At 44.8% G+C, this 23910-nt stretch carries 25 protein-coding genes; 3 read left to right on the forward strand and 22 right to left on the reverse strand.

Annotated features, from left to right (window positions below):
- Positions 1-374 precede the first annotated feature (374 nt).
- From DOT_RS07170 to DOT_RS07180, 3 genes are all read right to left on the reverse strand, one after another.
- On the reverse strand, positions 375-644 hold the full coding sequence (locus tag DOT_RS07170) for a DUF4911 domain-containing protein (protein ID WP_009616377.1): 270 nt from the start codon (positions 642-644) through the stop codon (positions 375-377).
- A gap of 96 nt (positions 645-740) precedes the next feature.
- The gene (locus DOT_RS07175) at positions 741-980 is read right to left on the reverse strand and encodes a DUF4911 domain-containing protein (protein ID WP_009616378.1); all 240 of its coding nucleotides are present in this window, start codon (positions 978-980) and stop codon (positions 741-743) included.
- 21 nt (positions 981-1001) lie between these two features.
- Complete coding sequence (locus DOT_RS07180) at positions 1002-2261, reverse strand: U32 family peptidase (protein WP_009616380.1); 1260 nt, start codon at positions 2259-2261, stop codon at positions 1002-1004.
- Between the two features lie 654 nt (positions 2262-2915).
- On the opposite strand from DOT_RS07180, the gene trpB reads away from it, so the two are divergent.
- On the forward strand, positions 2916-4094 hold the full coding sequence (trpB, locus tag DOT_RS07185; RefSeq protein ID WP_009616382.1) for a tryptophan synthase subunit beta: 1179 nt from the start codon (positions 2916-2918) through the stop codon (positions 4092-4094).
- A 253-nt stretch (positions 4095-4347) separates the two neighbouring features.
- Here trpB and mltG read toward each other — a convergent pair whose 3' ends face one another.
- From mltG to DOT_RS07255, 15 genes are all read right to left on the reverse strand, one after another.
- On the reverse strand, positions 4348-5325 hold the full coding sequence (mltG, locus tag DOT_RS07190; RefSeq protein WP_040411498.1) for an endolytic transglycosylase MltG: 978 nt from the start codon (positions 5323-5325) through the stop codon (positions 4348-4350).
- A gap of 88 nt (positions 5326-5413) precedes the next feature.
- Positions 5414-6757 (reverse strand): VanW family protein, encoded by a 1344-nt coding sequence (locus DOT_RS07195; protein ID WP_009616390.1) that lies wholly within the window; start codon positions 6755-6757, stop codon positions 5414-5416.
- A 150-nt stretch (positions 6758-6907) separates the two neighbouring features.
- The gene (locus DOT_RS07200; protein WP_009616394.1) at positions 6908-7216 is read right to left on the reverse strand and encodes a DUF1292 domain-containing protein; all 309 of its coding nucleotides are present in this window, start codon (positions 7214-7216) and stop codon (positions 6908-6910) included.
- Between the two features lie 62 nt (positions 7217-7278).
- The gene (ruvX, locus tag DOT_RS07205) at positions 7279-7701 is read right to left on the reverse strand and encodes a Holliday junction resolvase RuvX (RefSeq protein WP_009616397.1); all 423 of its coding nucleotides are present in this window, start codon (positions 7699-7701) and stop codon (positions 7279-7281) included.
- A 50-nt stretch (positions 7702-7751) separates the two neighbouring features.
- Positions 7752-8696 carry an aldo/keto reductase gene (locus DOT_RS07210; protein WP_009616399.1) on the reverse strand — a complete coding sequence of 315 codons (945 nt, stop codon included), beginning with the start codon at positions 8694-8696 and terminating at the stop codon, positions 7752-7754.
- Between the two features lie 210 nt (positions 8697-8906).
- Entirely contained in the window at positions 8907-9161 is a 255-nt protein-coding gene (locus DOT_RS07215) for an IreB family regulatory phosphoprotein (RefSeq protein ID WP_009616400.1), read from the reverse strand.
- A gap of 73 nt (positions 9162-9234) precedes the next feature.
- Complete coding sequence (gene alaS / locus DOT_RS07220; RefSeq protein WP_009616401.1) at positions 9235-11868, reverse strand: alanine--tRNA ligase; 2634 nt, start codon at positions 11866-11868, stop codon at positions 9235-9237.
- A 271-nt stretch (positions 11869-12139) separates the two neighbouring features.
- Entirely contained in the window at positions 12140-13171 is a 1032-nt protein-coding gene (locus tag DOT_RS07225; protein WP_009616402.1) for an AI-2E family transporter, read from the reverse strand.
- 128 nt (positions 13172-13299) lie between these two features.
- Positions 13300-13761 carry a hypothetical protein gene (locus DOT_RS29630; protein ID WP_139024155.1) on the reverse strand — a complete coding sequence of 154 codons (462 nt, stop codon included), beginning with the start codon at positions 13759-13761 and terminating at the stop codon, positions 13300-13302.
- 134 nt (positions 13762-13895) lie between these two features.
- Positions 13896-14102: a hypothetical protein gene (locus DOT_RS07230; RefSeq protein WP_009616404.1), complete on the reverse strand. Its 207-nt coding sequence runs from the start codon at positions 14100-14102 to the stop codon at positions 13896-13898.
- Complete coding sequence (locus DOT_RS07235; protein ID WP_009616405.1) at positions 14099-14593, reverse strand: PRC-barrel domain-containing protein; 495 nt, start codon at positions 14591-14593, stop codon at positions 14099-14101. The genes DOT_RS07230 and DOT_RS07235 overlap by 4 nt, the downstream gene beginning before the upstream one ends.
- A gap of 199 nt (positions 14594-14792) precedes the next feature.
- On the reverse strand, positions 14793-15902 hold the full coding sequence (gene mnmA / locus DOT_RS07240) for a tRNA 2-thiouridine(34) synthase MnmA (RefSeq protein WP_009616406.1): 1110 nt from the start codon (positions 15900-15902) through the stop codon (positions 14793-14795).
- A gap of 6 nt (positions 15903-15908) precedes the next feature.
- Entirely contained in the window at positions 15909-16286 is a 378-nt protein-coding gene (nifU, locus tag DOT_RS07245) for a Fe-S cluster assembly scaffold protein NifU (protein WP_009616408.1), read from the reverse strand.
- Between the two features lie 18 nt (positions 16287-16304).
- A complete protein-coding gene (nifS, locus tag DOT_RS07250) occupies positions 16305-17492 on the reverse strand; it encodes a cysteine desulfurase NifS (RefSeq protein WP_009616409.1) in 1188 nt (395 codons plus the stop codon).
- Positions 17493-17572: 80 nt separating this feature from the next.
- Positions 17573-18025, reverse strand: a complete 453-nt coding sequence (locus tag DOT_RS07255; protein WP_009616410.1) for an Rrf2 family transcriptional regulator — start codon at positions 18023-18025, stop codon at positions 17573-17575.
- A 316-nt stretch (positions 18026-18341) separates the two neighbouring features.
- Here DOT_RS07255 and DOT_RS29635 point away from each other — a divergent pair, with 316 nt between their 5' ends.
- Both DOT_RS29635 and DOT_RS07260 read left to right on the forward strand, forming a co-directional pair.
- Positions 18342-18533, forward strand: a complete 192-nt coding sequence (locus DOT_RS29635; protein WP_139024156.1) for a hypothetical protein — start codon at positions 18342-18344, stop codon at positions 18531-18533.
- A 115-nt stretch (positions 18534-18648) separates the two neighbouring features.
- Positions 18649-19938 (forward strand): replication-associated recombination protein A, encoded by a 1290-nt coding sequence (locus tag DOT_RS07260; protein WP_040411502.1) that lies wholly within the window; start codon positions 18649-18651, stop codon positions 19936-19938.
- On the opposite strand, the gene ltaE is transcribed toward DOT_RS07260, so the two are convergent.
- The 4 genes from ltaE to aspS all read right to left on the reverse strand — a co-directional run bounded on the left by ltaE (position 19925) and on the right by aspS (position 23759).
- A complete protein-coding gene (ltaE, locus tag DOT_RS07265; RefSeq protein WP_009616412.1) occupies positions 19925-20971 on the reverse strand; it encodes a low-specificity L-threonine aldolase in 1047 nt (348 codons plus the stop codon). The genes DOT_RS07260 and ltaE overlap by 14 nt on opposite strands.
- 279 nt (positions 20972-21250) lie before the next feature.
- On the reverse strand, positions 21251-21580 hold the full coding sequence (trxA, locus tag DOT_RS07270; RefSeq protein ID WP_009616413.1) for a thioredoxin: 330 nt from the start codon (positions 21578-21580) through the stop codon (positions 21251-21253).
- A 30-nt stretch (positions 21581-21610) separates the two neighbouring features.
- Complete coding sequence (locus DOT_RS07275) at positions 21611-21892, reverse strand: metal-sensitive transcriptional regulator (RefSeq protein ID WP_009616414.1); 282 nt, start codon at positions 21890-21892, stop codon at positions 21611-21613.
- A gap of 91 nt (positions 21893-21983) precedes the next feature.
- Positions 21984-23759, reverse strand: coding sequence for an aspartate--tRNA ligase (aspS, locus tag DOT_RS07280; RefSeq protein ID WP_009616415.1), 1776 nt, complete (start codon positions 23757-23759; stop codon positions 21984-21986).
- Positions 23760-23910: the final 151 nt, after the last annotated feature.

The following is a 23910-nucleotide window of genomic DNA, read 5'->3' on the forward strand; positions in this document are numbered from 1 at the left end:
CCAAAACTTTACTTTCACTTAACATAAATCTCATTTTCAACACAATATTTTTACAAAACATCGCCTTATGACCTATGGCCTATCTCTCAGGGACTTTAGGCTCTATTTAAACACATTTATCGTATCCGTTAATCTAAAAATAGTCAATAGAATATATGATTCTTGATCTTTTTCTTCATACTGTATATTTTATACTTCAGCTCAGACTATATCCTGACAAAAAAAGAAAAGCGACTTTGTAAGCCCCTTTTCAAAGGAAATCATGTTCAATTTTATCAGTCTAATTCGTTGTGCATCTTTTTGAAGAGAAAAGATCAAACTCTACTACTCTTTTATGAGTTATTAGATTTTAAGAGTGTACTTCCAGTTGAAGTTCAATGTTCACTACATGGTAAAAATTCTATCTCCAATGGCATATTCTCTACGGCTGTCTTCAACTCCGGCCAACAATCCTTGGTCGTTTGGAGCATTACTTCTCCTAACTCTTTGTTCGTTGTCGTTACTATACCAAGATGCCCTAAACCCTCAACCAGTTTACATAACATTTGAATTTCCGAACGGTTTATGTGTGCTTTAATGATAAGGTCAGTATTGGTATGCTTAGAGTTCACTTGAGGGTCCTTATGTAGTTCAAGATTGTTCATCAGCTATTCTCCCTATATTAAAATTTTCAAAGCTTAAACAAATAGAATCAAACAAAGTTCTTTCATTAAAAACAGATAATTAAGCAAATAAATTAGTCAAATGAACTCTATCTCAAACGGCATGTTTTCTATGGCTTTCTTTAGATCCGGCCAACATTGTTTCGTCGTTTGAATCATAACTTCTCCCAATGCTTTATTCGTAGTCGTTACAATGCCGAGATGGCCTAAACCTTCGACCAGCTTATCTAACATCTGCATTTCTACTCGTTCTAAGCGCGCACTAACAATAACACCTGCTTCCGCAAACTCAGAACTTGCTTGCTCTAAGGGATTCATTTCATCGTCCCCTTAATCAACTTATTTTTTCTCTCTTTTCGCCCGTCGAAGAATACTATACTCTTGTATCTCTTTCGGTACGGTCATTCTGATCGTTTGTTGGGCATGGCGAGCCACTTCTATCGGTGTCCCCTCAATATCCCACATTTCCTTAACCTCGAATGACCAGGAAACCTCATGCGGAGTCAAAACCTCTAAAATTTCTCCCAACTTAAAATGGTTCCTTTGTTCGATCCAGACCATACTTTCATCTGATGATATTGGGAGAGTTTCAATTTCTTCCTTACTTAAGGTCACCCCAACAAAATCATAATCTCGAACATAATGAGAAGACTCTAAGTTATGCGATTTAGCTCCCGGTTTACCAAACAGGAATCCTGCAGAGTAGTCCCGGTGACTCACTTTATCCATCTCTGCCAGCCACTCAGGGAGCTTAGCTTGAAAAACTTCTTCCCCTTCTTCCCACAACGTATCGATTGCCTCTCGATAAACCTTTACTGTACTGGCAACATATTGAACGCTCTTCATCCGACCTTCGATCTTAAAACTGTCAATATTGATCGGTTTTAACAAAGGCAGGTACGGCAAGAGACATAAATCATGAGAGTTAAAGACATAAGTCCCTCGTTCATCTTCCTCAATCGGAAAAACAACTCCTGGTCGTTTTTCTTCCACCAAGGCGTATCCCCAACGACAAGGCTGCGTACATTCCCCCCGGTTGGCATCCCTACCTGTCAAATAGTTACTCAGTAAACACCGGCCAGAATAAGACATACACATCGCTCCATGGATAAAGATCTCCAGACCTCCCTCGACTTTAGCACGCATCTCCCTTAGTTCCTCAAGTGTCAACTCCCGAGCAAGCACGACCCGCTCGATTCCTTGCTTCAGCCAAAATCGTACAGAATACGAATTCGTGTTATTCGCTTGAGTGCTTAAATGCAGTGGTAGACGAGGAGCGACTTCCTGAGCCATCCCAATAATACCTGGATCAGAGACTATAGCACCATCCACGCCAAGTGCTTCTAGTTGTCTTAGATAATCTGGAAGCTCTTCAAAATCCGTTTCGTGAGCAAAGATATTAACAGTTACATAAATCTTCTTCCCCAACTCATGCGTCCAGCGAACAGCCTTCTCCATTTCATCCAAGCCGAAATTCCCGGCATAAGCTCGCAACCCAAAAGCTTGACCACCCATATAAATCGCATCTGCACCATAAGCCAGCGCATACGTTAACTTTTCCCAGTCTCCCGCAGGAGCCAACAACTCAGGTTTTCTCATGAAAATTCCCCTAACGTTTACTCTAAGCCCATCCAATTAAGCTTATCTATATAGTTTACCATAAACAAAGGAATATTAATAAGTTGTTTATGACTCTTAAATTTTTAAGTCAAAATTATAATTAAAGCTTTGGCTTTGCTAAATGAATCCCATCACAGGAGTCGCGTCTAGTGCGCAGCGACGGAGTTTCGGGTGAACGTGCAAAAGCATCTCGCTCCAACGACCCGTAGTTTTTAACAAATTACCCCTTGACGTCCAGCCTCTGCCATATTACAATACAGAAAAATATTACAAGACAATGATGAGAAATAGTAAGTCTTTGCGGAATGTTTAAGCGAGTCAGAGAAGGTGAAAGTCTGATACACTTCCCGTAGATCGAATGGATCTCAGAGTCGTAATCCGAACGCTTTAGCGTCAGTAGGTGCTACCGGGGGTTTCCCGTTACAGAAACACGGATATCGAGAGGTCGACTCTCCGCATCTGCTTATAATTATGCATGAGAATACATCCTACTCCGTATCTAAGCTTGAGGTATAAGAATCTACTATGTAGATCTGTACAAAAAAGGTGGCATAATGGAAATTAACTTTCCGTCCTTTCTAAGGGCGGAAAGTTTTTTTATTTTTAAAACTATAAAAATGGAGGAATCTTATTATGGAAAAAGGTTATTTTGGTGAATACGGCGGAAGTTTTGTCCCACCTCAATTACAAAATGCACTCGATCAATTGGATGATGCCTTCGAAAAGTATAAGGATGATCCTGCTTTCAATGACGAACTTGACTATTATCTTCGCCAATATGTTGGGCGCCCAAACCCTCTCTACTATGCAGAAAAACTTTCTAAACAATTAGGGGGCGCAAAGATCTACCTTAAGCGCGAAGATCTAAATCATACTGGCGCTCATAAGATCAACAATGTCCTAGGGCAAACCCTACTTGCCAAGCGTATGGGAGTCAAACGAGTAATCGCCGAAACTGGAGCCGGTCAACACGGCGTAGCTACAGCAACGGCCTGTGCACTCTTTGACATGGAATGTGTTATTTATATGGGAGAAGAAGATACTAGACGCCAATCCCTAAATGTCTTCCGCATGGAACTGTTAGGAGCTAAAGTAATCTCCGTCACATCCGGAACACGCACGCTTAAAGATGCCGTGGATGCAGCCCTTGGAGACTTCGCCACCAACTTCGAAAACACATTTTATATGCTGGGTTCTGCTGTTGGTCCTCATCCCTTCCCAACACTGGTCAAACACTTCCAGGCAATCATCTCTCGAGAAGCACGCCAACAAATACTGGAAGCTGAAGGTAAACTCCCTGATGTAGTCATGGCCTGCGTCGGCGGCGGAAGCAATGCGATCGGCATGTTTGCTAACTTCATTCCTGACTCGAGTGTCAAACTTATAGGAGTCGAACCAGCGGGTTTAGGTTTAGAAACAGGAAAGCATGCCGCTCCCCTCACTGCCGGCGCACCTGGAATCGTACACGGTTTCAAATGTTACGTCATGGCGGATGAAAAAGGTGAGCCTCTCGCCACTCATTCTATTTCAGCAGGCTTAGACTATCCCGGTGTTGGACCCGAACACAGCTACCTGAAAGACATCGGTCGTGCCGAATATGTAAGTGTAACCGATGAAGAATCCCTTGCAGCATTCCACAGGCTCTCTAAATGCGAAGGCATCATCCCAGCACTGGAAAGCGCCCACGCTGTCGCCTATGCGCTTAAACTTGCTCCTAGTATGACCTCAGACCAAATCATCATCATCAATCTTTCCGGCCGCGGGGACAAAGACGTTCAACAAATTCAAGAGATGTCTAAACAACCCCAATAATGGTCCTTATTCCTGCAATGCAAATCCATCTCCAAAGACCCCATACCTAGCCTCTATTCAACAAAGCAGAGATGGATTTTGCAAAGTGAATCCCGTTAAACGGAGTCGCGTCGAGCGCACGCCGACGTTAAAGCCTGAAAAAGTTAGCGGTTGACATGCAGAAAGCACAAGGGTTTAGCTTTTTCGCTTTAATGTCCAGTGCGCAGCGGCGGAGTTTCGGGTGAACGTGCAGAACCATCTTGCTCCCACACCCTCACTGATAAAGTTTAATATTTCTCAAATGTTCAGCATACGTCTTAGCAAATGCATGATAACCATCTTTTTTGGCCACATAGTATAAAAAATCCGTTTGGGCCGGATGCAATGCCGCTTGTAGGGAGGCATCTCCAGGGTTGGCAATCGGCCCCGGCGGTAGCCCTTGGTGAAGATAAGTATTATACGGTGAAGGAATCTGCAGATCCTTGTTATAAAGTTTCGGTTTTGGGGTGCCCAGTATAAATTGGATAGTGGCATCCACTTGAAGGGGTTGGTTAATCTTTAATCGATTCATTAGCACTGAAGCAATTAGAGGTCGATCCGTTGCTTTTACCGCCTCTTTTTCAATCAAAGAGCCCAAGGTAACCCAGTCAGAAATCGAGAGCTTCTTTGAAACAAGTTGCTTCTGTACCTCTGGCGTTAGCTCCTTGGCAAACTGTTGAAGAAACATATCAATCACAGCATGTGGTTTTGCTTTCAAATCGATATAATAGGTGTCCGGAAATAAATACCCTTCTAAGTGGTGAATCCCTTTGGGGGCACCCTGTAAAAAGGGATATGAGAACGTATCGTCCGTAATAACCTTCGTAAATTCTTCTTGACTCCCAATCCCCTTTTGGACTAGAAGTGAGATAATTTGTTCCGTATTGTACCCTTCCGGAATAGTCACATGACTAATACCTGTAAGTTCGGGGCCATTAAGCAATTCATTAATTATTTCGTCAGGAGACATTGTTGGCGCCAATTTATAATCCCCAACATAAAGCTTGAAATTAGCTTCTCGTGACTTTGCTAACCATCTAAACACCCAAGCACTGCGGATGAGATGACGCTGTTGCAATTCCCCTCCGAGTTGATCTGCTGTTGTTCCAGGAGCAATTGTGACCTTCTCTCTATTACCTGTAGGAGCGTAAGGCTTTGTCGCCCATGACCACCAGGACAAGAATCCAAAGCCCCCGACTAAGAGAACAAGAATAACACCCCTAAAGCTCTTCCACCGTCTTTTTTTCTTTTTGGGGACATATTCCCACTCTCTCTTTCCACTTACTTTTCACGAACCCACTCTAACTTCCAACGCGCAGAATACGATTAGCTGGGGCATACGAGTCGCGACCGAGGAACTGCTTAGTTTCGGTTCCGCTAGCATCACGAATGATCTTCCAAGTGTTAACAATAATCCCCTTTGAACCGAATTGCTCCTGAATAGTACGACCCGCGGGTAGTTTAGAATCCAGCCGTCTTTCCGTCTTATAGGCTATTGTCTTTACCACTTGTCTTTCAATGCGTACGGATTTGTCCGTCTTCTTACCCCAGATCCGAAGGGTCAGAGCACCTGGTTTAACATCTGCCCGTATATATACCAATGAAGTGGTATCATTCTTAAATTTAAAATCAGTATTAGGATAGTTGACCGTTGCATCTTGACCGGCAGGAACATAACTTACAGCTACCTCATGGGGAGCCCTTTCCACAACTCCTAAATTACTTAGAAGCACAGCATTATAGAGGGTTGAGGAAACTTGGCATATACCTCCACCAGTACCTTTGACATATTCGCCGTTAATTATAATGTAAGCATCTTTATACCCAGTACTTGGTTCACGAGGACCAACTGTATCATTGAAGGAAAATGTCTCTCCTGGACGTAGAATTTTTCGATCGATAGCTTTAGCCGCAACAGTCAAATTCGCAGAACGATTTTTCTCATTAACTGAGAATTTAGTCGTATACTCTCCAATAACGGTATCAAAAGCTAAGTTTTTTACAGTCTCAGCGGTAACTGCAGCGGGCACTTCTTTCATCGGAATATCTATCCGTTCCGGTACCTTAGATAGAGGTATCTTTTGAATATTGCTAATCAGTCGATCAAGGTCAACTGTCCGACCACTCTGCGCAGAAGTTATAACAACCTTGTCATTAGCGATTTTATACGAAGCGTCTTTTGCCGGTTGGTTAAATTTCGTTAGTTTCTCATTAAGCGCCTTCTTTGCTTTCAATGAATCGACTTTAAGTACAGTCGGCAGAACCGTTCCGGGGGCAACCTGAGTCCCTTCTATTGTCTTCTGCGTATCCAAATCAATACCTATGTCTTTTAAGGTTATCGGAATCTCGGTTTCATTGTACAACAGTACACGCGTTTCTTCCAGCTTGTCCTTTGCCCATTCCTCTATTTTTATTGGTGCTTCAGAGACGGGCGTGCCACTTAAATCCAAACTTTCAACTTTTGTTCCCTCACCAATGATCTGATTTGTAGCTCCAACACCTGAATTCTCTGAAGTTTGAGTGGAAGGGTTATTCGGCTCAATCATGTGGTTTGTAGGGAAGCATCCTCCAATAAGCAATGTCGAAAAAAAAAGAGCCAGAGCTTTATAAAGAGCCAAAGTCAATGTTTGTCTTATGTGCTTCATAACCAACACCTCCACTTTTGTCAACGTTAGTATCTCCGTAGAATTGCAGGTTTATCGTTGAATTTTTTCCCTTTTTCTTCAATAAACAAGAAGAACTCGCTGAGATGATGATCTCAACGAGTTATTTGTTTTCCTATGTAGATGTTAGGATTATTCTTCTTCGGATTCTACTAGGTTTTCCCAAGCATCCGCCACTTTTTCCCACTCTTCATCGTCTTCGATGTCAAGCAGCATTTCGCCACCTTCAGCATCTTTGCCTAGTTTAAGGATAATAGCCTCATCGGCTTCCTCATCTTCGGATTCATCCTCCGAAATAGGCATCAGGACAAAATATGTCGAGCCTTCAAGTTCCAAGGTATCAAGATGGAGAAACTCATGGTCTTTTCCCTCATCATCTGTTAGCACAACTGTGTCAAATTCCTCAGCGTCATGCTCATGGTCATGATCATGTTCAGTCATATAATTCACCTCTTATCAAAGATATGGTCATTGTACTATTGTAGGTAATGATTGTCAAATACTCACACCGGAATATTTTTGCTCTGCCTACGATCCAGATAGCCCTGAAGTATAAAAACAGCTGCCATCTTATCAATCACAAGCTTCCGTTTCGAGCGCGACACATCCGCTTCCAGAAGGGTCCGCTGCGCAGCTACCGTGCTTAGACGCTCATCCCATAACTCCACTAGAAGCCCAAACTCCGAACGTAAAAGTTCAGCAAACTCAGAGGTTGCTTCACAACGCGGCCCCAGTGTTCCATTCATATTCTTCGGATAGCCTATGACGATCTCATTAACCTCATACTCACGGATGAGTTCACGCAACTCATCGATCTCCTTCTTCGAGCGCCTAATCGTCTTAACCCCCTGAGCCGTCCAAAAAAAAGCATCGCTCACCGCCACGCCAATCGTCTTCGACCCAAAATCCAACCCCATAATTCGCATAATATCCCCTCCCAGCAAACCTACCCCTAGTATAAGAAATCATTAAGTTATTATACGATCTTAAGGCAAAAATGCGAGCAAACTCTCCCACAATACCCACAAAGCACACACGCCTCAGTATCTACCACTGCGACCATGTCTTCAAGGTGCAATGCACCCTGCGGGCAGGCTTCCAAACAACGCCCACACCCTTGGCACCAATCAGCAATATAAAGTTTCCGCTCTCTATGTTTGACTTTTTCCTGCAAGTCTTGCGGAATAACCTTCTCTGCCAACAAAAGAAGGTTATAATCCACCTCTTCCCGGCTAGACATTCCTAAAGCCATGGCCTGTACACCCTTAATACTTCGAACAAAGGCCACAGCTTTTTCCGGGTCATGGGCTAAATGCCCACCCCCAAAAACCTTCATGGCATATATTCCAATACCTAAATCTGCCGCAAACGAAATGGCCTCGAGCATATCGCTTAAATTCCCATCGATAATCCCTAACCCTTGGTAATTCAAGATTGGATGAATTACATCAAGACCTGGTTGGAGCGCTCCAGCCCGGACTCCGGCAACAGCATGCGTCGAAATGCCGATCCAGCGGACGATGCCCTTTTCCTTGGCCCTCAGAAGTTCTTCCCAAGCGCCTGAATGCCCTTTGAGGGTATGGGCGCTTTCTTGTTCGTGAAGCAAAAAATAATCAAGTGTTTCCCGCTTGAGAGCAGTTCGCGCCTTTTCCAGGCTCTGGCGCATTTCTACGGCAGTGACGGAGTATGATTTACTAATAATGCGCACATCGGGATAACCCTTTGTCGCTGCAGCAATTTGCTCATAGTTATCATAAATTTCCGCCGTATCAATCCAATTTACCCCATGCTCAAGGGCATACTTCAGAACTAAAGTCCCTTCTTCATGCGTCACACGTCCTTGTAGCGGGGATATGGCTAAGCTTCCGAAGCACACCTCCGAAACTTGCGGCCCCCATAAACCTAGTTTAACTTGGCGCATATCCACTCTCCTTTTCAAGGCCAGTTTGAAGCTTGAGTCGCGAGGCTCGAACATCGAATTCAAGTCAGAAATTCCAGGCCAAAGGCAGATATTACCCATCGCGCAACGTGCTTCACACGACGTATCGTGCATCGCCCTTCGATATCGAACCTCGTGCATCGCTAAAGGCGAAACCCTCACCACGTCCAGTGAGGGTTTAATCTATCTCGATCATTTGGCATTCAAATAGGTTCTGACCAGCTCTTCAATCAGCTCAAAACGTTCAAGTTTACGAATCATCGCTCTCGCCTGATTATGACTGGTAATATAAACAGGGTCTCCGGACATGAGATAGCCAACCATCTGGTTTATCGGGTCGTACCCTTTTTCCTGCAAAGCAGCATACACCTTCTGTAAAACATCGTGAGCAGAAACAACTTCTTCTCCTACGGCCTTAAACATCATGGTTTCTTCCATTCGATCCATTTGCCTATCCCCCTTTCGACTTCCACTGTCTTACCTTCGTTAAAGAGATTCTAAGTTTCTCGAGGCTTCTCCTCTATTTTTTTAAAAATCCTCGGAGAATTGTTGGGACTCGATCAATGGCTTCGCCTAATTTGCTGGGATCTTTCCCACCAGCTTGGGCCATATCTGGACGACCACCACCACTGCCACCCGTTATTTTAGCCACTTCTTTTATAATGTGTCCGGCATGAAGCCCACTTAAACCTGTTGGAGTGACAACGGTTACGAAGTTAACCTTTCCTTCGCTTACCGCACCCAAGACAATGACCCCGGCTTTGAGCTTAACTCGTAATAAATCCACCATTTGACGAAGGCCCTCCATGTCTGAGACATGGACTTGGGCAGCTATTACCTGAATTCCTTCAATATCCACAACACGCTTTAATAACCCCTCAGCTTCATTCTTACCGAGTTTTGCCTGAAGTTGTGCGATTTCCCGCTCAAGGTCTTTCACTTGGCTCGCCAGCCCATTGACACGCTTACCCACTTCTAAAGGTTGAGCTTTGAGGATTTGGGCAACTTCCATTACCTGCTCATCAAGGGCACGGAGATAGGCTAAAGCTTCTAATCCAGCCACCGCTTCAATCCGGCGTAGGCCTGCCCCAATTCCACCCTCACTTAAAATTTTAACTAATCCAATCTCCCCTGTGTTTTTGACATGGGTTCCCCCGCACAACTCTTGACTGAACCTTCCCATTCGAACAACGCGAACGGTCTCGCCATATTTTTCCCCAAATAGAGCCGTTGCTCCGCTATTTTTTGCTTCATTTAACGACATCTCAGTTGCTTCTACTGGCATATTCTTTAACACGGCTTCGTTAATAAGACCCTCTACAGCTTTAAGTCCATCCGGTGTCAACGGTGAAAAATGAGTAAAGTCAAAGCGCAAGCGTTCCGGCGTAACCAATGAACCAGCTTGCTGTACATGTTCCCCTAAAACGGAGCGTAGAGCAGCTTGTAAGAGGTGAGTCGCACTATGATGACGTGTCGTAGCCTGGTGAGAAAAGTTGTCGACTTCAGCTTCCACTGTTTCTCCAACATGTAAAACCCCTGTCGTAACCTTTACGCGGTGATAGATAGTACCTGTTACACCCTTTTTCACTTCCAGCACTCTGGCCTCAGCCCGAGGGGTTTTTAGTACTCCACTGTCTGACACCTGACCTCCGCTTTCTGCATAAAACGGAGTCTCAGCAAGGAAGACCATGACCTCTTCTCCTGCTCCTGCATCCTGCATCTCCGTGCCGTCAACAAACAGTCCTGCAATCCGAGTCACTGCCGAAACCTGTTCATACCCAACAAAGGGTGTAGCTCCTAATTGCTTTGCTTTTTCAATGAGTTCTGGGCTTTCAGCCACAGCACGCATTTGTTGAGATTGTTCTTTAGCCTGGAGACGATGCTCCTCGGCAGCCGTTTTGTAAGACTCCATATCAATCGACAGCCCATGTTCTTCAAGAATTTCTTCGGTCAATTCCGCTGGGAAACCGTAAGTTTCGTAAAGATAAAAAGCATCCTGTCCAGTTAACACGGTCTCGCCCTGTTTGACGATCTCTTTGATTTTTTCTTGCAATAGCTGAGTACCTTGCTCCAGCGTTGCTTGAAAATTCTTTTCTTCTAAATTCAAATGGTTAAGGATAAAATTCTCGTTTTCCTTGAGTTCTGGATAGGCATGAGAATAATCCCTTTGAATAATCCGAAAAACGGATTCCAAGAACGATTTCTCAATTCCCAAGAGTTTGGCATACCGAATAGCACGGCGCAAAATCCGACGGAGAACATATCCTCTCCCCTCATTATTCGGCCGAATTCCATCTGCTAGCATAAACGATACTGATCGAACGTGGTCTGCTACCACCTTCAACGCCAGATCACTTTTAGGGTTATCCTTATACTTAATTCCCCCCAGTTCGGCCACATAGTCAATAATGGGTCGGAATAAATCGGTATCAAAATTAGTCTCCACCCCTTGCATGACCGAGGCAATCCGCTCTAGACCCATACCCGTATCAATGTTTTGTTTCGGGAGAGGAGTTAGTACGCCCGCCTCATCACGATTGAATTGCATGAAAACCAAATTCCAGATTTCCAAGTAACGATCACAATCGCAACTACCAGCACCGCAGTCCGGCTTGCCACACCCTCTCGCTTCTCCGAGATCCACATAAATTTCTGAACAGGGGCCACAAGGACCTGTTGGTCCCGCCGCCCAAAAGTTTTCCGGGTCTCCTATGATTCGTTCAGCCTTGACACCGGCTTGCTCCACCCATATTCTTTTTGCTTCCTCATCTTCTGGGTAAATCGTCACCCAAAGTTTTTCGACAGGGATTTTTAATACTTCAGTGATATACTCCCAAGCCCAAGGAATCGCCTCATTTTTAAAGTAGTCCCCAAACGAAAAGTTTCCCAACATTTCGAAATAGGTATGATGTCGGGCTGTTTTGCCTACTTCTTCAAGGTCAGGGGTACGAACGCATTTTTGGGCAGTCGTGGCTCGTGGAAAGGGAGGTTCAACCCGACGTTGAAAATACGGTTTAAAGGGAACCATTCCGGCGACCGTTAATAAAAGAGTTGGATCATCCTTGGGAATGAGCGAAGCACTCGGCAAAATTTTATGACCTTTAGCCTCAAAATACTTAAGAAACATGTCCCTCAATTCATTGCCTGTATACATGTACGAACACTCCTTTAAAATTCATAAAGAAAGCTTTGCTTCTCCTAGCAAAACTTGACTTAATAATTTAGTAAAAAAATAATCCCACCCTACATTATTATCAGGGACGAGATTTCTTCGCGGTTCCACCCTGCTTATCTTACGGGCTATCGATACTTATTCTTATTAGTTTATTTCCTATGGAAAACCGAGCTATGTCTTGCTTTCTAGCTAGACAAAATTCCCATTGTTTCTAGAGTATATACAGGGAATGTCTTTTTTGTCAACCACCTTAGACCTTTGTCGAAACAAGCCTAAAATAAATATGCTTAAAAATAACTCGTATCACTGCAGCCAAAGGCACAGCGAAGAGCATACCCCAAAATCCAGCAATTTCTCCACATGCCAATAGGGCAAACACAACCCAAAGAGGATGCAGCCCTACACTTTCCCCCATAAGTTTAGGCGAAATAATATTTCCTTCAAGCTGTTGCACAATAAAAATAACCAGAGCAACTTTAAGGGCCATGCCCGGGGACTTGGTAAGTGCTAGCAATAGAGATGGCACCGCCCCAATCACAGGTCCGAAGTAAGGAATGAGGTCAAAAATTCCGCATATCAAACCTATTAGCAGTGCATACTCCATGCCTACTATTTTTACACCAACCCCAATTAACACTCCTACGATCACCGCGATGACCAAATCACCTCGCACAAATTGTCGAATTACATGGTTAATGTCTTGCCACAACCGTCGCCATTCCATCCGCCAGCGTTGAGGGATAATTCGAAAAAAGCTATCCTCCAAACCTTTCCAATCAGCTAACAGATAGAGGGTGATAACCGGAGATAATATGTAAAGAGTGACTGTCGACAAGGCATTGGGTAAATTCGCTAAAAATAAGTTAAGCCGCTCGGCAATAATTACTTCCCCCTGCCCTAAATGTTGATCCAAGACAAGGGCAACACGACTGGGCAAACCTGTAGCCTTAAACTGCTCTCGGAAACCTTCTATCCTCTCTGTGACCGACTGAATTGTATTCGGTAAGATCACCGCTAATTTGCTAAGTTCATTATAGATTATTGGGAGAATGATAAAAATAATGATCGCCAAAACAGCGATTATTCCAGTGAAAACAATTGCGATCGACTTATTTCGACTAATTCGGTGCCGTTCTAACCCATCAACTAGAGGATTCAAGAGATAAGCAAGTACAAAAGCTAGGAAAAACGGGCCCAGTATTGTCCTCACCTTGAAAAGGAGCAAAACCCCTAAGAGTAGACAAATTCCCGTGAAAATCCATTTCCAATACTTGTATTTCATCCTCATCCCCCTTCCCAAGGCCCTTTGGGTCTAATAAAACCCGTGAATTTTATACTATTAGATTGATCATAAAGAAAAGCGCACAATGCGCGCTTTTTTCGGTAATATAAACATTTTAGTGTTTTCAGTTACCTACTAAGCCTGGGACGCAGTGTCACACAGATGCAAACGTCTTTACGTAAGCAGCCTAGCAAACTTCCGTTAAAGCGACCGACCCAAAATTCAAGACGATGCACATGGAATGTGCCGTCTCCCGATTCAAACCAAGGATGCAGCTCATGAACCGTCCCTTCTCCCGTCCGTTTCCCCAGGCCCAAGCCTAGGACGCAGTATGACACAGGCGCGACGTCTTTACGTAAGCACAATAGCAAACTCCGTGAAAGCGACCGACCCAAAACACGGGGCAGTGCACAAGGTTCCTTCTCGCCATCCTGCAAGAAGGTTAATACGTGCGAAGACCGTGTCTGCAAGAAGGGTAATCCGTGCGAAAACAGTGTTTTCGTGGGCTTCAGGGACACTCGGCCATCCTGCAAGAAGGCTAATTCGTGCGAAGACAGTGTCTTCGGGCCTGCGGATGGCGCTTTTGGCACGATAGTCTCCAGTGGAGATTATCGCCGTAGGCGGTCCTTTAAAAGAATACTATCGCCGAAGGATGAACCCCGCTCCCCAAAGCCAGGAGCTTGAACGGTTAGTTTGCTCTGCGTCGTAAGCACCGAGCGCTGTGTCATACAAGTCCTTCAGCGCTGGAAGCACCTCCATCACTCGCATCCAGACTTAGATCATCCCAAGCCACCAGAGAACCATCTTCTGCTAAATCATATATGACGACTTTGTCTGTTTGGGTCGTAAATTCGACGCAACAATCCCAACAATAGAATTGCTCTACGCCCACTTTCCCAATAGCACGTCCTGAGCATACCGGACAATTCATGATCGTAAACCCCCTTCATTTGCTTGATCCAAGGGGGATACTTGGTTATCAACAATTAAAATATCTTTCCCATTGATCATGACATGCGGTCTAAGAATAGTTCCCCGGCCATGCAGAAGGTCAGCAAAAAGTCCATCAGAAACCTCGAATCCCACAATTTCTTCGACGGAATCATCGAGGAAAACATCTTCAATCGTGCCTCTTGCGTCTCCACCCTGGGTATAAACTTCGTTCCCTACTTTGTCAGACCACCTTGTCCCCTTAAGTTCTTCTATCGTTTTTTCTTTAACGGTTATAGCATCCTTACCAATCGCAACAATTGCCTGCCTAGGAATTCCTTTTGACGACTGGAAGAAACGCCCACCTTCTAAGAGAATTCCAACAACCTCGTCTCGGTCATTGTCAAGGATCAGATCCTGTACCCAACCAATCGAGTCCCCACTTTTTAAGTCCAAAACAGGAAGCCCAATAATCTCTCGAGTGCGTCGCATTTAACCTGCCACCTTGCTAAAATAATTCCTTTTTGTACTATGCCCTGAAGTTCTATGATTTATGCAATAAAATATATCACTTCACCTAAAAAGGAAACTTACTTTAGTTCAGCAAAAGTTTTACTCCTTCGAAAATCAGTTTAATGCGTATGTGTTCTGGGTGTAAATAAGCTGCAAAATCCAGATGTTGGAGCCTCTGTTATCGTCGCCCTCGAGGATCAGAAATAATCTTTCCTCCTCCAACTACTATGTTTCCTTGATAAAAAACAACGGCTTGTCCTGGAGTCACCGCACGCTGCGGTTCGTCAAAACGAACCATAACGCTATCGTCCACTCCGATTTCACCAGGGTAAATCGTTGCGTGAGCTCCTGATGAGTTATAACGGATTTTGGCCTCGATTTTTATTGGTTCTTTTAATTCCGAAATGGATATCCAGTTCAAATCAATTGCCCACAGAGTATCCGTATACACATCTGGGTCTTCTCCTAAAACGACCTCATTGCTAACTGGATTCAAACCCACTACAAACATTGGTTTACCAAAGGTAACCCCAAGGCCCTTACGCTGCCCGACAGTGTAGTGAATAATCCCTCGGTGCTTGCCCAAACTATTTCCTGCTAAGTCCACAAAATTCCCCGGTTTAATAGACTCTTCTGACCGTTTCTGGACAAAGGTCGCATAGTCATCATTGGGAATAAAACAAATCTCCTGGCTATCCGGCTTATCACCTACCCCTAAGCCCCGTTCTCTCGCCATTTTTCGAATTTGCTCCTTCGGATAGTCTGCCAAAGGAAAAAGGGTATGGGCAAGCTGTTCCTGGGTTAACATGTACAACGCATAGGTTTGATCTTTGCGTTCATCGGCACCCTTACTTAAAAGAAACCTGTCACTATCGGGATCCCGTAGCACTTGCGCGTAATGACCCGTTGCTATGTAATCGGCCCCCAGACCGCGGGCTTTACGAAGCATCTCACCAAATTTAACATACTTGTTACAGGCTAAACACGGATTTGGTGTTTCTCCTGTTAAATAGGACTGGGTGAAATAATCTACCACAGTCTCCTCAAAATAGGAACGAAAATTCAAAACATAATGAGGGATCCCTAACAAAAAGGCAACCCGCCTGGCGTCATCAATGGCCGAAATAGAGCAACAGCCCCCTTCCACCTCTGGACCCGCTGATTCCCAAATCTGCAAGGTAACCCCGATCACATCATACCCTTGTTCTTGAAGTAAAGCGGCGGCCATGGAACTATCCACACCGCCGCTCATACCCACCACTACTTTAGGTTTTGTTATCTGAGCCATACTCACCTATTCCTTTTTCTCCTGTTTTTCGCGATAATTTACAATTGCTGCATGGAGTGCATCCGCAGCTAAGTTTGAACAGTGCATTTTTGCTGGAGGGAGGCCCCCCAAAGCCTCGGCTACAGCAGCATTCGAAATGACCATAGCTTCGTCAAGGGTTTTGCCTTTGACCATTTCCGTAACCATACTGCTGGTGGCGACGGCCGCACCACAACCAAACGTTTTGAACTTAACATCTTTAATAATGTCTCCCTCGACATCTAAATAAATACGCATAATATCCCCGCATTTAGCGTTCCCGACTTCACCAACCCCATCTGGGTTTTCAATTTCACCAACATTACGCGGATTCGTAAAATGATCCATTACTTTTTCTGTATACATCTCTAATTCCACTCCTTTTTATTGCGCTTCTTTAATATGCATAACTTGATCATAAAGCGGAGACATCATTCGCAAACGCTCTACAATCTTCGGTAATTGTTCAAGGACATAATCAATTTCTTCTTCAGTATTTTGGCGCCCTAAGGTAAAGCGAAGTGATCCGTGGGCAATCTCATGGACAAGCCCCATGGCCAGCAACACATGAGAGGGATCAAGAGATCCTGAAGTGCAAGCTGAGCCACTTGAAGCGGAGATTCCAAGCATATCCAAGGATAGTAACAGGGATTCCCCTTCGACGAATCGGATACTGACATTCACATTATTCGGTAAGCGCTTATCTCCCATAGGCCCATTTACTTTCACGTGATCAATGCTCTGCAGAATTCCATTGATAAGTTTATCGCGTAGTTTCGTATGGTGTTCAGCATCTTCAGCCATCCGTTGCCCGGCTAGTTGACAGGCCTTGCCAAATCCAATAATTCCCGGTGTATTTTCCGTACCCGAACGTCGCTTCTTTTCTTGGCCTCCGCCGTGAACCAAAGGCACAACTCGCACTCCTTTACGAACGTAAAGTGCTCCAACCCCTTTTGGTCCGTAAATTTTATGGCTAGATACTGTCAACAGGTCTACATTCATCTCGTTAACATCAATGGGGATCTTTCCAAGAGACTGAACTGCGTCAACATGGAATGTAATGCCGTGTTCCTTCGCTAATTTGCCAATTTCAGCAATTGGCTGGATCGACCCGACCTCATTGTTGGCGTGCATTACGCTAATCAAAATAGTATCTGGCCGAATGGCCTTACGAACGTCTTCAACTGAGAGAATACCTTCTTCATCAACGGGTATTACTGTTAGATCTAATCCATTTTTTTCTAAGTATTCACAGGTTTCAAGGACGGCATGGTGTTCAATACTCGAGGTAATAATATGCTTGCCTTTTTTGCGCAGTGCTTCTGCAGTTCCTATAATCGCCAAATTATCTGCTTCTGTTCCTCCGCTGGTAAAGGTCACCTCCGAAGGAGTGGCACCGATCAACTCGGCTACTTGTTTTCGAGCTTCCTCTAAGGCTTGTTTAGCCTCTCTACCAAAACTGTGAACACTTGACGGGTTTCCGTATTTCTCGGTATAATACGTCATCATTAAGGTAGCAACTTCTACATCAACTGGAGTCGTTGCACTATGGTCTAAATAAACTCGCCTCATGAGGCTCCCTCCCTTATGATTTTTTTAAATAGATATCTTAGGTTTTTATCCTTGAGAAACTCTTCATTGCGCTCGAATGGTTAAATATAATACATATATAAGCTACGCTCCGATTCAAGCTTATTAGCGTCTTCGAGCATCGTTTCAAGGGTGATAGAGTCAAGAACATCTGCAATGGAGTCTCTGACTTTCTCCCAGATTGTCCTGGTCACGCAAAATTCTGCTTTAGCACAACATTCCGGGTCTTCCTCAGATACACAATCCACCGGAGCAATGGGGCCTTCTAACACGCGGATGATATCTCCAATTTTTATTTTACCTGGTTCTCTTCCCAATATATAGCCGCCCTGCGCACCTCGAACACTCTTTACAAGCCCCGATTTGCGCAAACCAGAAATTAGTTGCTCCAGATAATGTTCGGAGATGCCCTGCCTCTCTGCAATACTTTTCAAAGAAGTCGGACCCTCACCCACATGTTGAGCTAAATCAAACATGGCTCTCACGCCATATCGACCTTTGGTCGAGAGCTTCAACACCCTCACCTCTTTTCCAAGACTAAAAATTCTTATTAAATTTTCTAAAGATCTTTCATTCATATCTTATTAAAACAGTCGGGATTTGTCAAGTATATATCCAACTAATTTACTATTGTTTTGAGCACTAAACTATTGTCCTCAATATTATGTGCATTATTTCCATTTTTATTTAACTAGTGTTTATCTTCAAGCAGTGATAAGGCTTACATGTTATAATCAAAGCACAAAATTAAACTTCCTTCATCCCAACCCCGTGGACCTCAGCCAGGAGCAAGTTTCTTAGCTTAGAGAGCACTTTAGTGGAGTTGCGTCAATGAGCGCAGTCGATAAGGCGTTAAGAAACTCAACGGGACTTGTCCATGACTCGAACAGGACGTTCGGGTTAGAGCATCGCCCGAAGACACTGTCTTCGCACAAATTAGCCTTCTTGCAGGATGGCAAAGAGCGGCGCACTTGCGACGGAACAGGGATGTTCCTAGTGTCGAATGCGCCAAGGATGGCATAGCATTCGACCAGAAAGCCCGGAGGTTTTGAGTTTTAGCCTTAGCGTCAAGCGAATAGCAATGCAGCGTGTGCGAAAGGGCTAAGACACTTTCTCCCCCTAGAAAGGAACAATAGCTATGGATCTTTTTTCTGCAACCTACGATCAACATCAAGTGGCACCTCTAGCAGAGCGTATGCGTCCAAGAACTCTTGATGAATATATTGGCCAAAGTCATATTCTCGGTCGTGGAAAACTCCTCAGACGGGCCATTGAAGCAGACCGTATTTCTTCCCTAATTCTCTATGGCCCGCCAGGAACAGGTAAGACTTCTTTGGCGCAAGTCATCGCAACCAAAACCACTTCACGCTTCGTCCGCATTAATGCCGTTACATCAGGTGTCAAAGACATTCGTGAAATTATTAAACAAGCCTCGGATGACCTACATTTATATGGGAAACGTACCGTGGTTTTCTGTGATGAGGTTCACCGCTTTAATAAAGGGCAACAAGACGCACTCCTTCCTGCGGTTGAAGATGGTACCATTACTTTTATTGGAGCGACGACAGAGAATCCCTTCTTTGAACTTAATTCCGCGCTTCTTAGCCGTTCCACACTTTTCCGTTTAGAGCTTCTCATCCCTTCAGAGATTCGTCTTGGACTTGAACACGCCCTGAAGGACTCAGAACGCGGCCTTGGCCGTTATCAGGTGTATATCACCTCTGAAGCATGGGAGCACTGGATTAATTATGCCAACGGAGATCTACGACGCGCCCTTAATGCCTTAGAGTTGGCTGTTCTCACTACCCCGCCTGAAAATGGGATTCGCCATATTTCTCTCGAAATTGCAGAAGAATCGATACAACAACGAGCCATTCGATTCGATAAAGCAGGAGATAATCACTATGACATCATTTCCGCATTTATCAAGAGCATGCGCGGCTCAGACCCGGATGCCGCACTTTATTGGTTAGCCGTCCTATTAGAGGCTGGAGAGGACCCTCGTTTCATCATGCGCCGGATTATCGTCCATGCATCTGAAGATGTTGGCCTTGCTGATCCAACGGTCATGCTTCAAGCTCATGCTGCCGCTAATGCCCTCGAATGGCTTGGCCTTCCTGAAGCACGAATCCCCATTGCCCAAGCTGTTTTGGCCATCACAACTGCTCCAAAAAGCAATAGCGCCGTCGCGAGCATCGACCGCGCCTTGGCTTATGTAAAGAAACGACCAACTGGGGAAGTCCCTGCCCACCTAAAAGACGCCCACTACCCTGATGCAGAAAAGCTAGGACACGGACAGGGGTACCTCTACCCTCACGCTTATCCCAACCACTGGGTCGAACAAGCTTATCTCCCCCAAAGCGTGCAAGGGGAAACCTTTTACATCCCCTCGAAAATGGGGAAGGAAGGTAAGATTAGCCCTCCATGATTCGCTTCAGTGTATCAATAAGTTTGGCAGCATCAAGTTCCCCAACGTCCTTATGAGTCACAAACCGCACAGTCTGAGGGCCGGAAGCTCCAGCCAAAATCTCTTCTTTTTCTAATGCCTGTATAAGCTTTTCCGCTGTGCCCCAAGCCGGGTCAACCTTGACAAGGATAATGTTTGTCTTTAAACGATCCAAATCAATGCTTAAAGTCTCTATATTCGAAAGTGCCTGCCCGATTTTTAAAGCTAACGTATGATCGTCTGCCAATCGCTCAGTCATATTTTCCAGAGCAACAATCCCCGCAGCTGCCAAAACTCCCGCTTGACGCATCCCTCCACCCAACATTTTACGATACTTTCTGGCTCGATTAATGAGTTCTGCGTTGCCGGCAAGGATGGACCCGACTGGGGCTCCCAGTCCTTTGGATAGGCAAAACATTACAGAATCAACCGAAGCCACCAGTTCGGAAACGCTACAGTTTTGAGCAATCGCCGCATTGAACACACGGGCACCATCCATATGGACATGAAGCCCACGTTCTTTGGCAACCTCAGCAACAGCTACTATTTGCTCAGGAGTCCAAATCGCTCCCCCTGCTCGATTATGAGAGTTTTCAATACACAACAATGAGGGGGTTGGAAAATGGATGTTTTCCTCTCTCAACGCAGTGCGCAGGGCATCAGGAGTTATTACCCCAGCACTCCCTTGAATGAGACGGGGAATCACACCACCTAAAGCCGCGATTCCTCCAACTTCGTAATAATAAATGTGTGCTTCTGACTCCATGAGCACTTCGTCCCCACGTTTAGTATGCGTTAAGACAGCAACTAGGTTTCCTTGAGTACCACTTGTCACGAAAAGAGCCGCCTCTTTACCCACTTTCTCCGCTGCTAAATGCTCCAGATGCTGTATGGATGGATCTTCTCCTAGAACATCATCCCCCACTTCAGCCTTGTACATAGCTTCGCGCATTTCCTGAGTTGGCACGGTTACCGTGTCACTGCGAAAATCGAATCTTTTGTATAAATGGTCCACATCCTTCTCCCTTTCTCTTTTGCCTATTTTTAAAACAATATATATAAAGAAACTTGGTTAGTGCCCACTCGAAGACACTGTCTTCGCACGTATTAGCCTTCTTGTTAGCCTTAGTGAAGGCAGCTGCCTAGTTGCCCTTATACTTTCAGATAATCGCCATGCGTGGCGCACGTATAAGAAAGCGATGCCCACATTTTGGGGCATCGCTTTTTGTTCTATTTTTACCGCAAATGGCTTGAATGAACGGACGGGTATCAGATGACCCATCGTAATGAACTTTTAAAGCTGTCCTTCGATCATTTTTACTAGATCTGCTTTGCCACGGAAACCAGTGATTATGTCAACCACTTTGCCGCCTTTGAAAATTGCAAGTGTCGGAATACTCATGACCGAATATTGGGCAGCGATTGGGCCATTCTCATCAACATTAACTTTCCCTATAACAATTCGACCGACATACTCATCAGCAAGTTCATCGACAACGGGAGCAACCATACGACATGGACTGCACCACGGAGCCCAAAAATCCACCAAAACCGCTTGCTCAGACTTCAGAACATCCGACTCAAAGTTTGCAGTAGTAAAGGTCTTAACATTTGCACCTGCCATTAAAATTCCTCCTAATTAATCGAATTTGATCTACTTAATGAATTTGGTAAGCACCCCGATAAGCTCTTCAATCGCGGCTTCTTGGTCACGGCTTTCAACGGCATTTCGCATACATCCCCGTGAATGGTGTTCAAAGACAATAGTGCCAACTTTGTTAATCGCGGCACGGACTGCTGCTACTTGAATTAATACGTCAACACAATACTTGTCGCTTTCTACCATGCGTTGAATCCCTTTGACTTGGCCTTCGATTTTTTTCAACCTGCGAATGAGATCTTCTTTGGATTCTGAATAAGGGGTCGAATTAGTCATGCCATATATTCCTCCGATACCCTAAGGGGGTAGCTATAGTGTTATTATAGCTAATAACACCCTCCCCTGTCAAACGGTTCTGGAAAAAATCCTAATTGATCTCGATATTCGTCTTGATGTGCAATTCCTTTAATTGCTTGCTCTCTACGGTTGAAGGAGCCTGAGCCATCAAATCTGACGCGCTTTGTGTTTTTGGAAACGCAATCACGTCTCGAATGTTATCTTTACCTGTTAAAAGCATTATCATGCGGTCAAGTCCGAAAGCAACTCCACCATGAGGCGGGGTACCGTATTCAAAGGCTTCCAAGAGATATCCGAATTTGGCAATTGATTCCTCTTTGGATAGTCCCAGCAAACTAAAGATCTGTTCCTGAACCCTACGACGGTGAATCCGGATACTTCCGCCTCCAAGCTCAGTGCCGTTAAGTACCATATCATACGCTTTAGCCCGAACTTTAAGGGGTTCCGTCTCCAGAAGCTGCAAATCTTCATCCATTGGTGCCGTAAATGGATGGTGAATGGCAATATGACGTTTTTCCTCCTCATCATATTCCAACAGCGGGAATTCCGTGACCCACAAGAAGTTAAGCGCATCCTCTGGAATAAGTCCCAAGCGTTTTGCCAATTCCAATCGCAGGTGTCCCAGTGCATCAGAGACGATTGCGCTCGTGTCAGCGACAAAGAACATTATGTCACCCGTTTCTGCACGCATGCGTTCAATAATCGCCTTCATTTCCTGTTCTGTAAAGAATTTAGCAATAGGAGACTTTATGCCCTCCTCACCTAAAACGATCCAAGCCAAGCCCTTCGCCCGATAAGTACTAACGAACTTTCCTAAGTCGTCAATCTCACGCCGCGGCAATCCAGCACACCCTTTGGCACAGATACATTTCACACTTCCGCCACTTGCTACCGCATTGGCAAACACTTTAAATCCAGCGTTACCAACCAGGTCTCCCACATCGACGAGTTCCATACCAAAGCGCGTATCCGGTTTATCGGACCCATAACGTTCTAACGCTTCCTTGTAAGTTAAACGGGGAAAGGGAAGGGCTAAAGACTTTCCAATCGTTTCTGAGAAAATCCGCGCCATCAATTGTTCCATCATAGGTAGGATGTCTTCCACTTCGACAAAGGACATCTCGACATCAAGTTGGGTAAATTCCGGTTGCCGATCCGCTCTGAGGTCTTCATCTCGGAAACACCGAGCAATTTGAAAATACTTTTCCATGCCCCCGACCATGAGGAGCTGTTTAAATATTTGAGGTGATTGGGGCAAGGCATAAAATTCACCTGGATGAACACGACTTGGGACGAGATAATCTCGAGCCCCTTCAGGTGAGGATTTAATCAGCATTGGCGTTTCAATTTCATAGAACCCTTGGCTATCGAAAAAGGTACGCATAATTTGCATAACCTGATGCCGAATTTTGAACACAGCCTGCATCTCAGGTCGGCGTAAATCTAAATAGCGGTGTTTTAGGCGCACTGTTTCGTCTACATCGACTTGATCGACAATGTAGTACGGAGGAGTTTTAGCTCCATTTAATATCTCAAGAGACTCCGCAATGATTTCGATCTCTCCAGTTGCTAAGTTTGGATTAATCATCCCTTGCGGCCGCGCGATTACTTGACCTAAGATAGAAACGACATACTCAGAACGAAGGCTTTCCGCAACGGGAAACCCTTCTCCCATTTTCTCCGGATCAAAGACAACCTGAACAATACCGGAACGATCCCGCAGATCGACAAATATCAACCCACCGTGGTCACGGCGCCGCTGAACCCAGCCCAGCAACCGAACAACCTCTCCAACCTTACCTAACCCTAATTCTCCATTTTCAACACGTTCTGAAAATATCGTCATGCTAAAACACCTCTCTAGATACTTCTTTTTCATTACCACAAATCCATCAACAAGTCATACTGAATTTTTCCTTAGGCTGTCATTGCTCAACTATACTTGGCAACAGATTCTTCATCCCTTGAGACGCTGCAATCACTCTCGTTCTCTGAGC

The organism is Desulfosporosinus sp. OT, assembly GCF_000224515.1.
GTDB lineage: Bacteria > Bacillota > Desulfitobacteriia > Desulfitobacteriales > Desulfitobacteriaceae > Desulfosporosinus.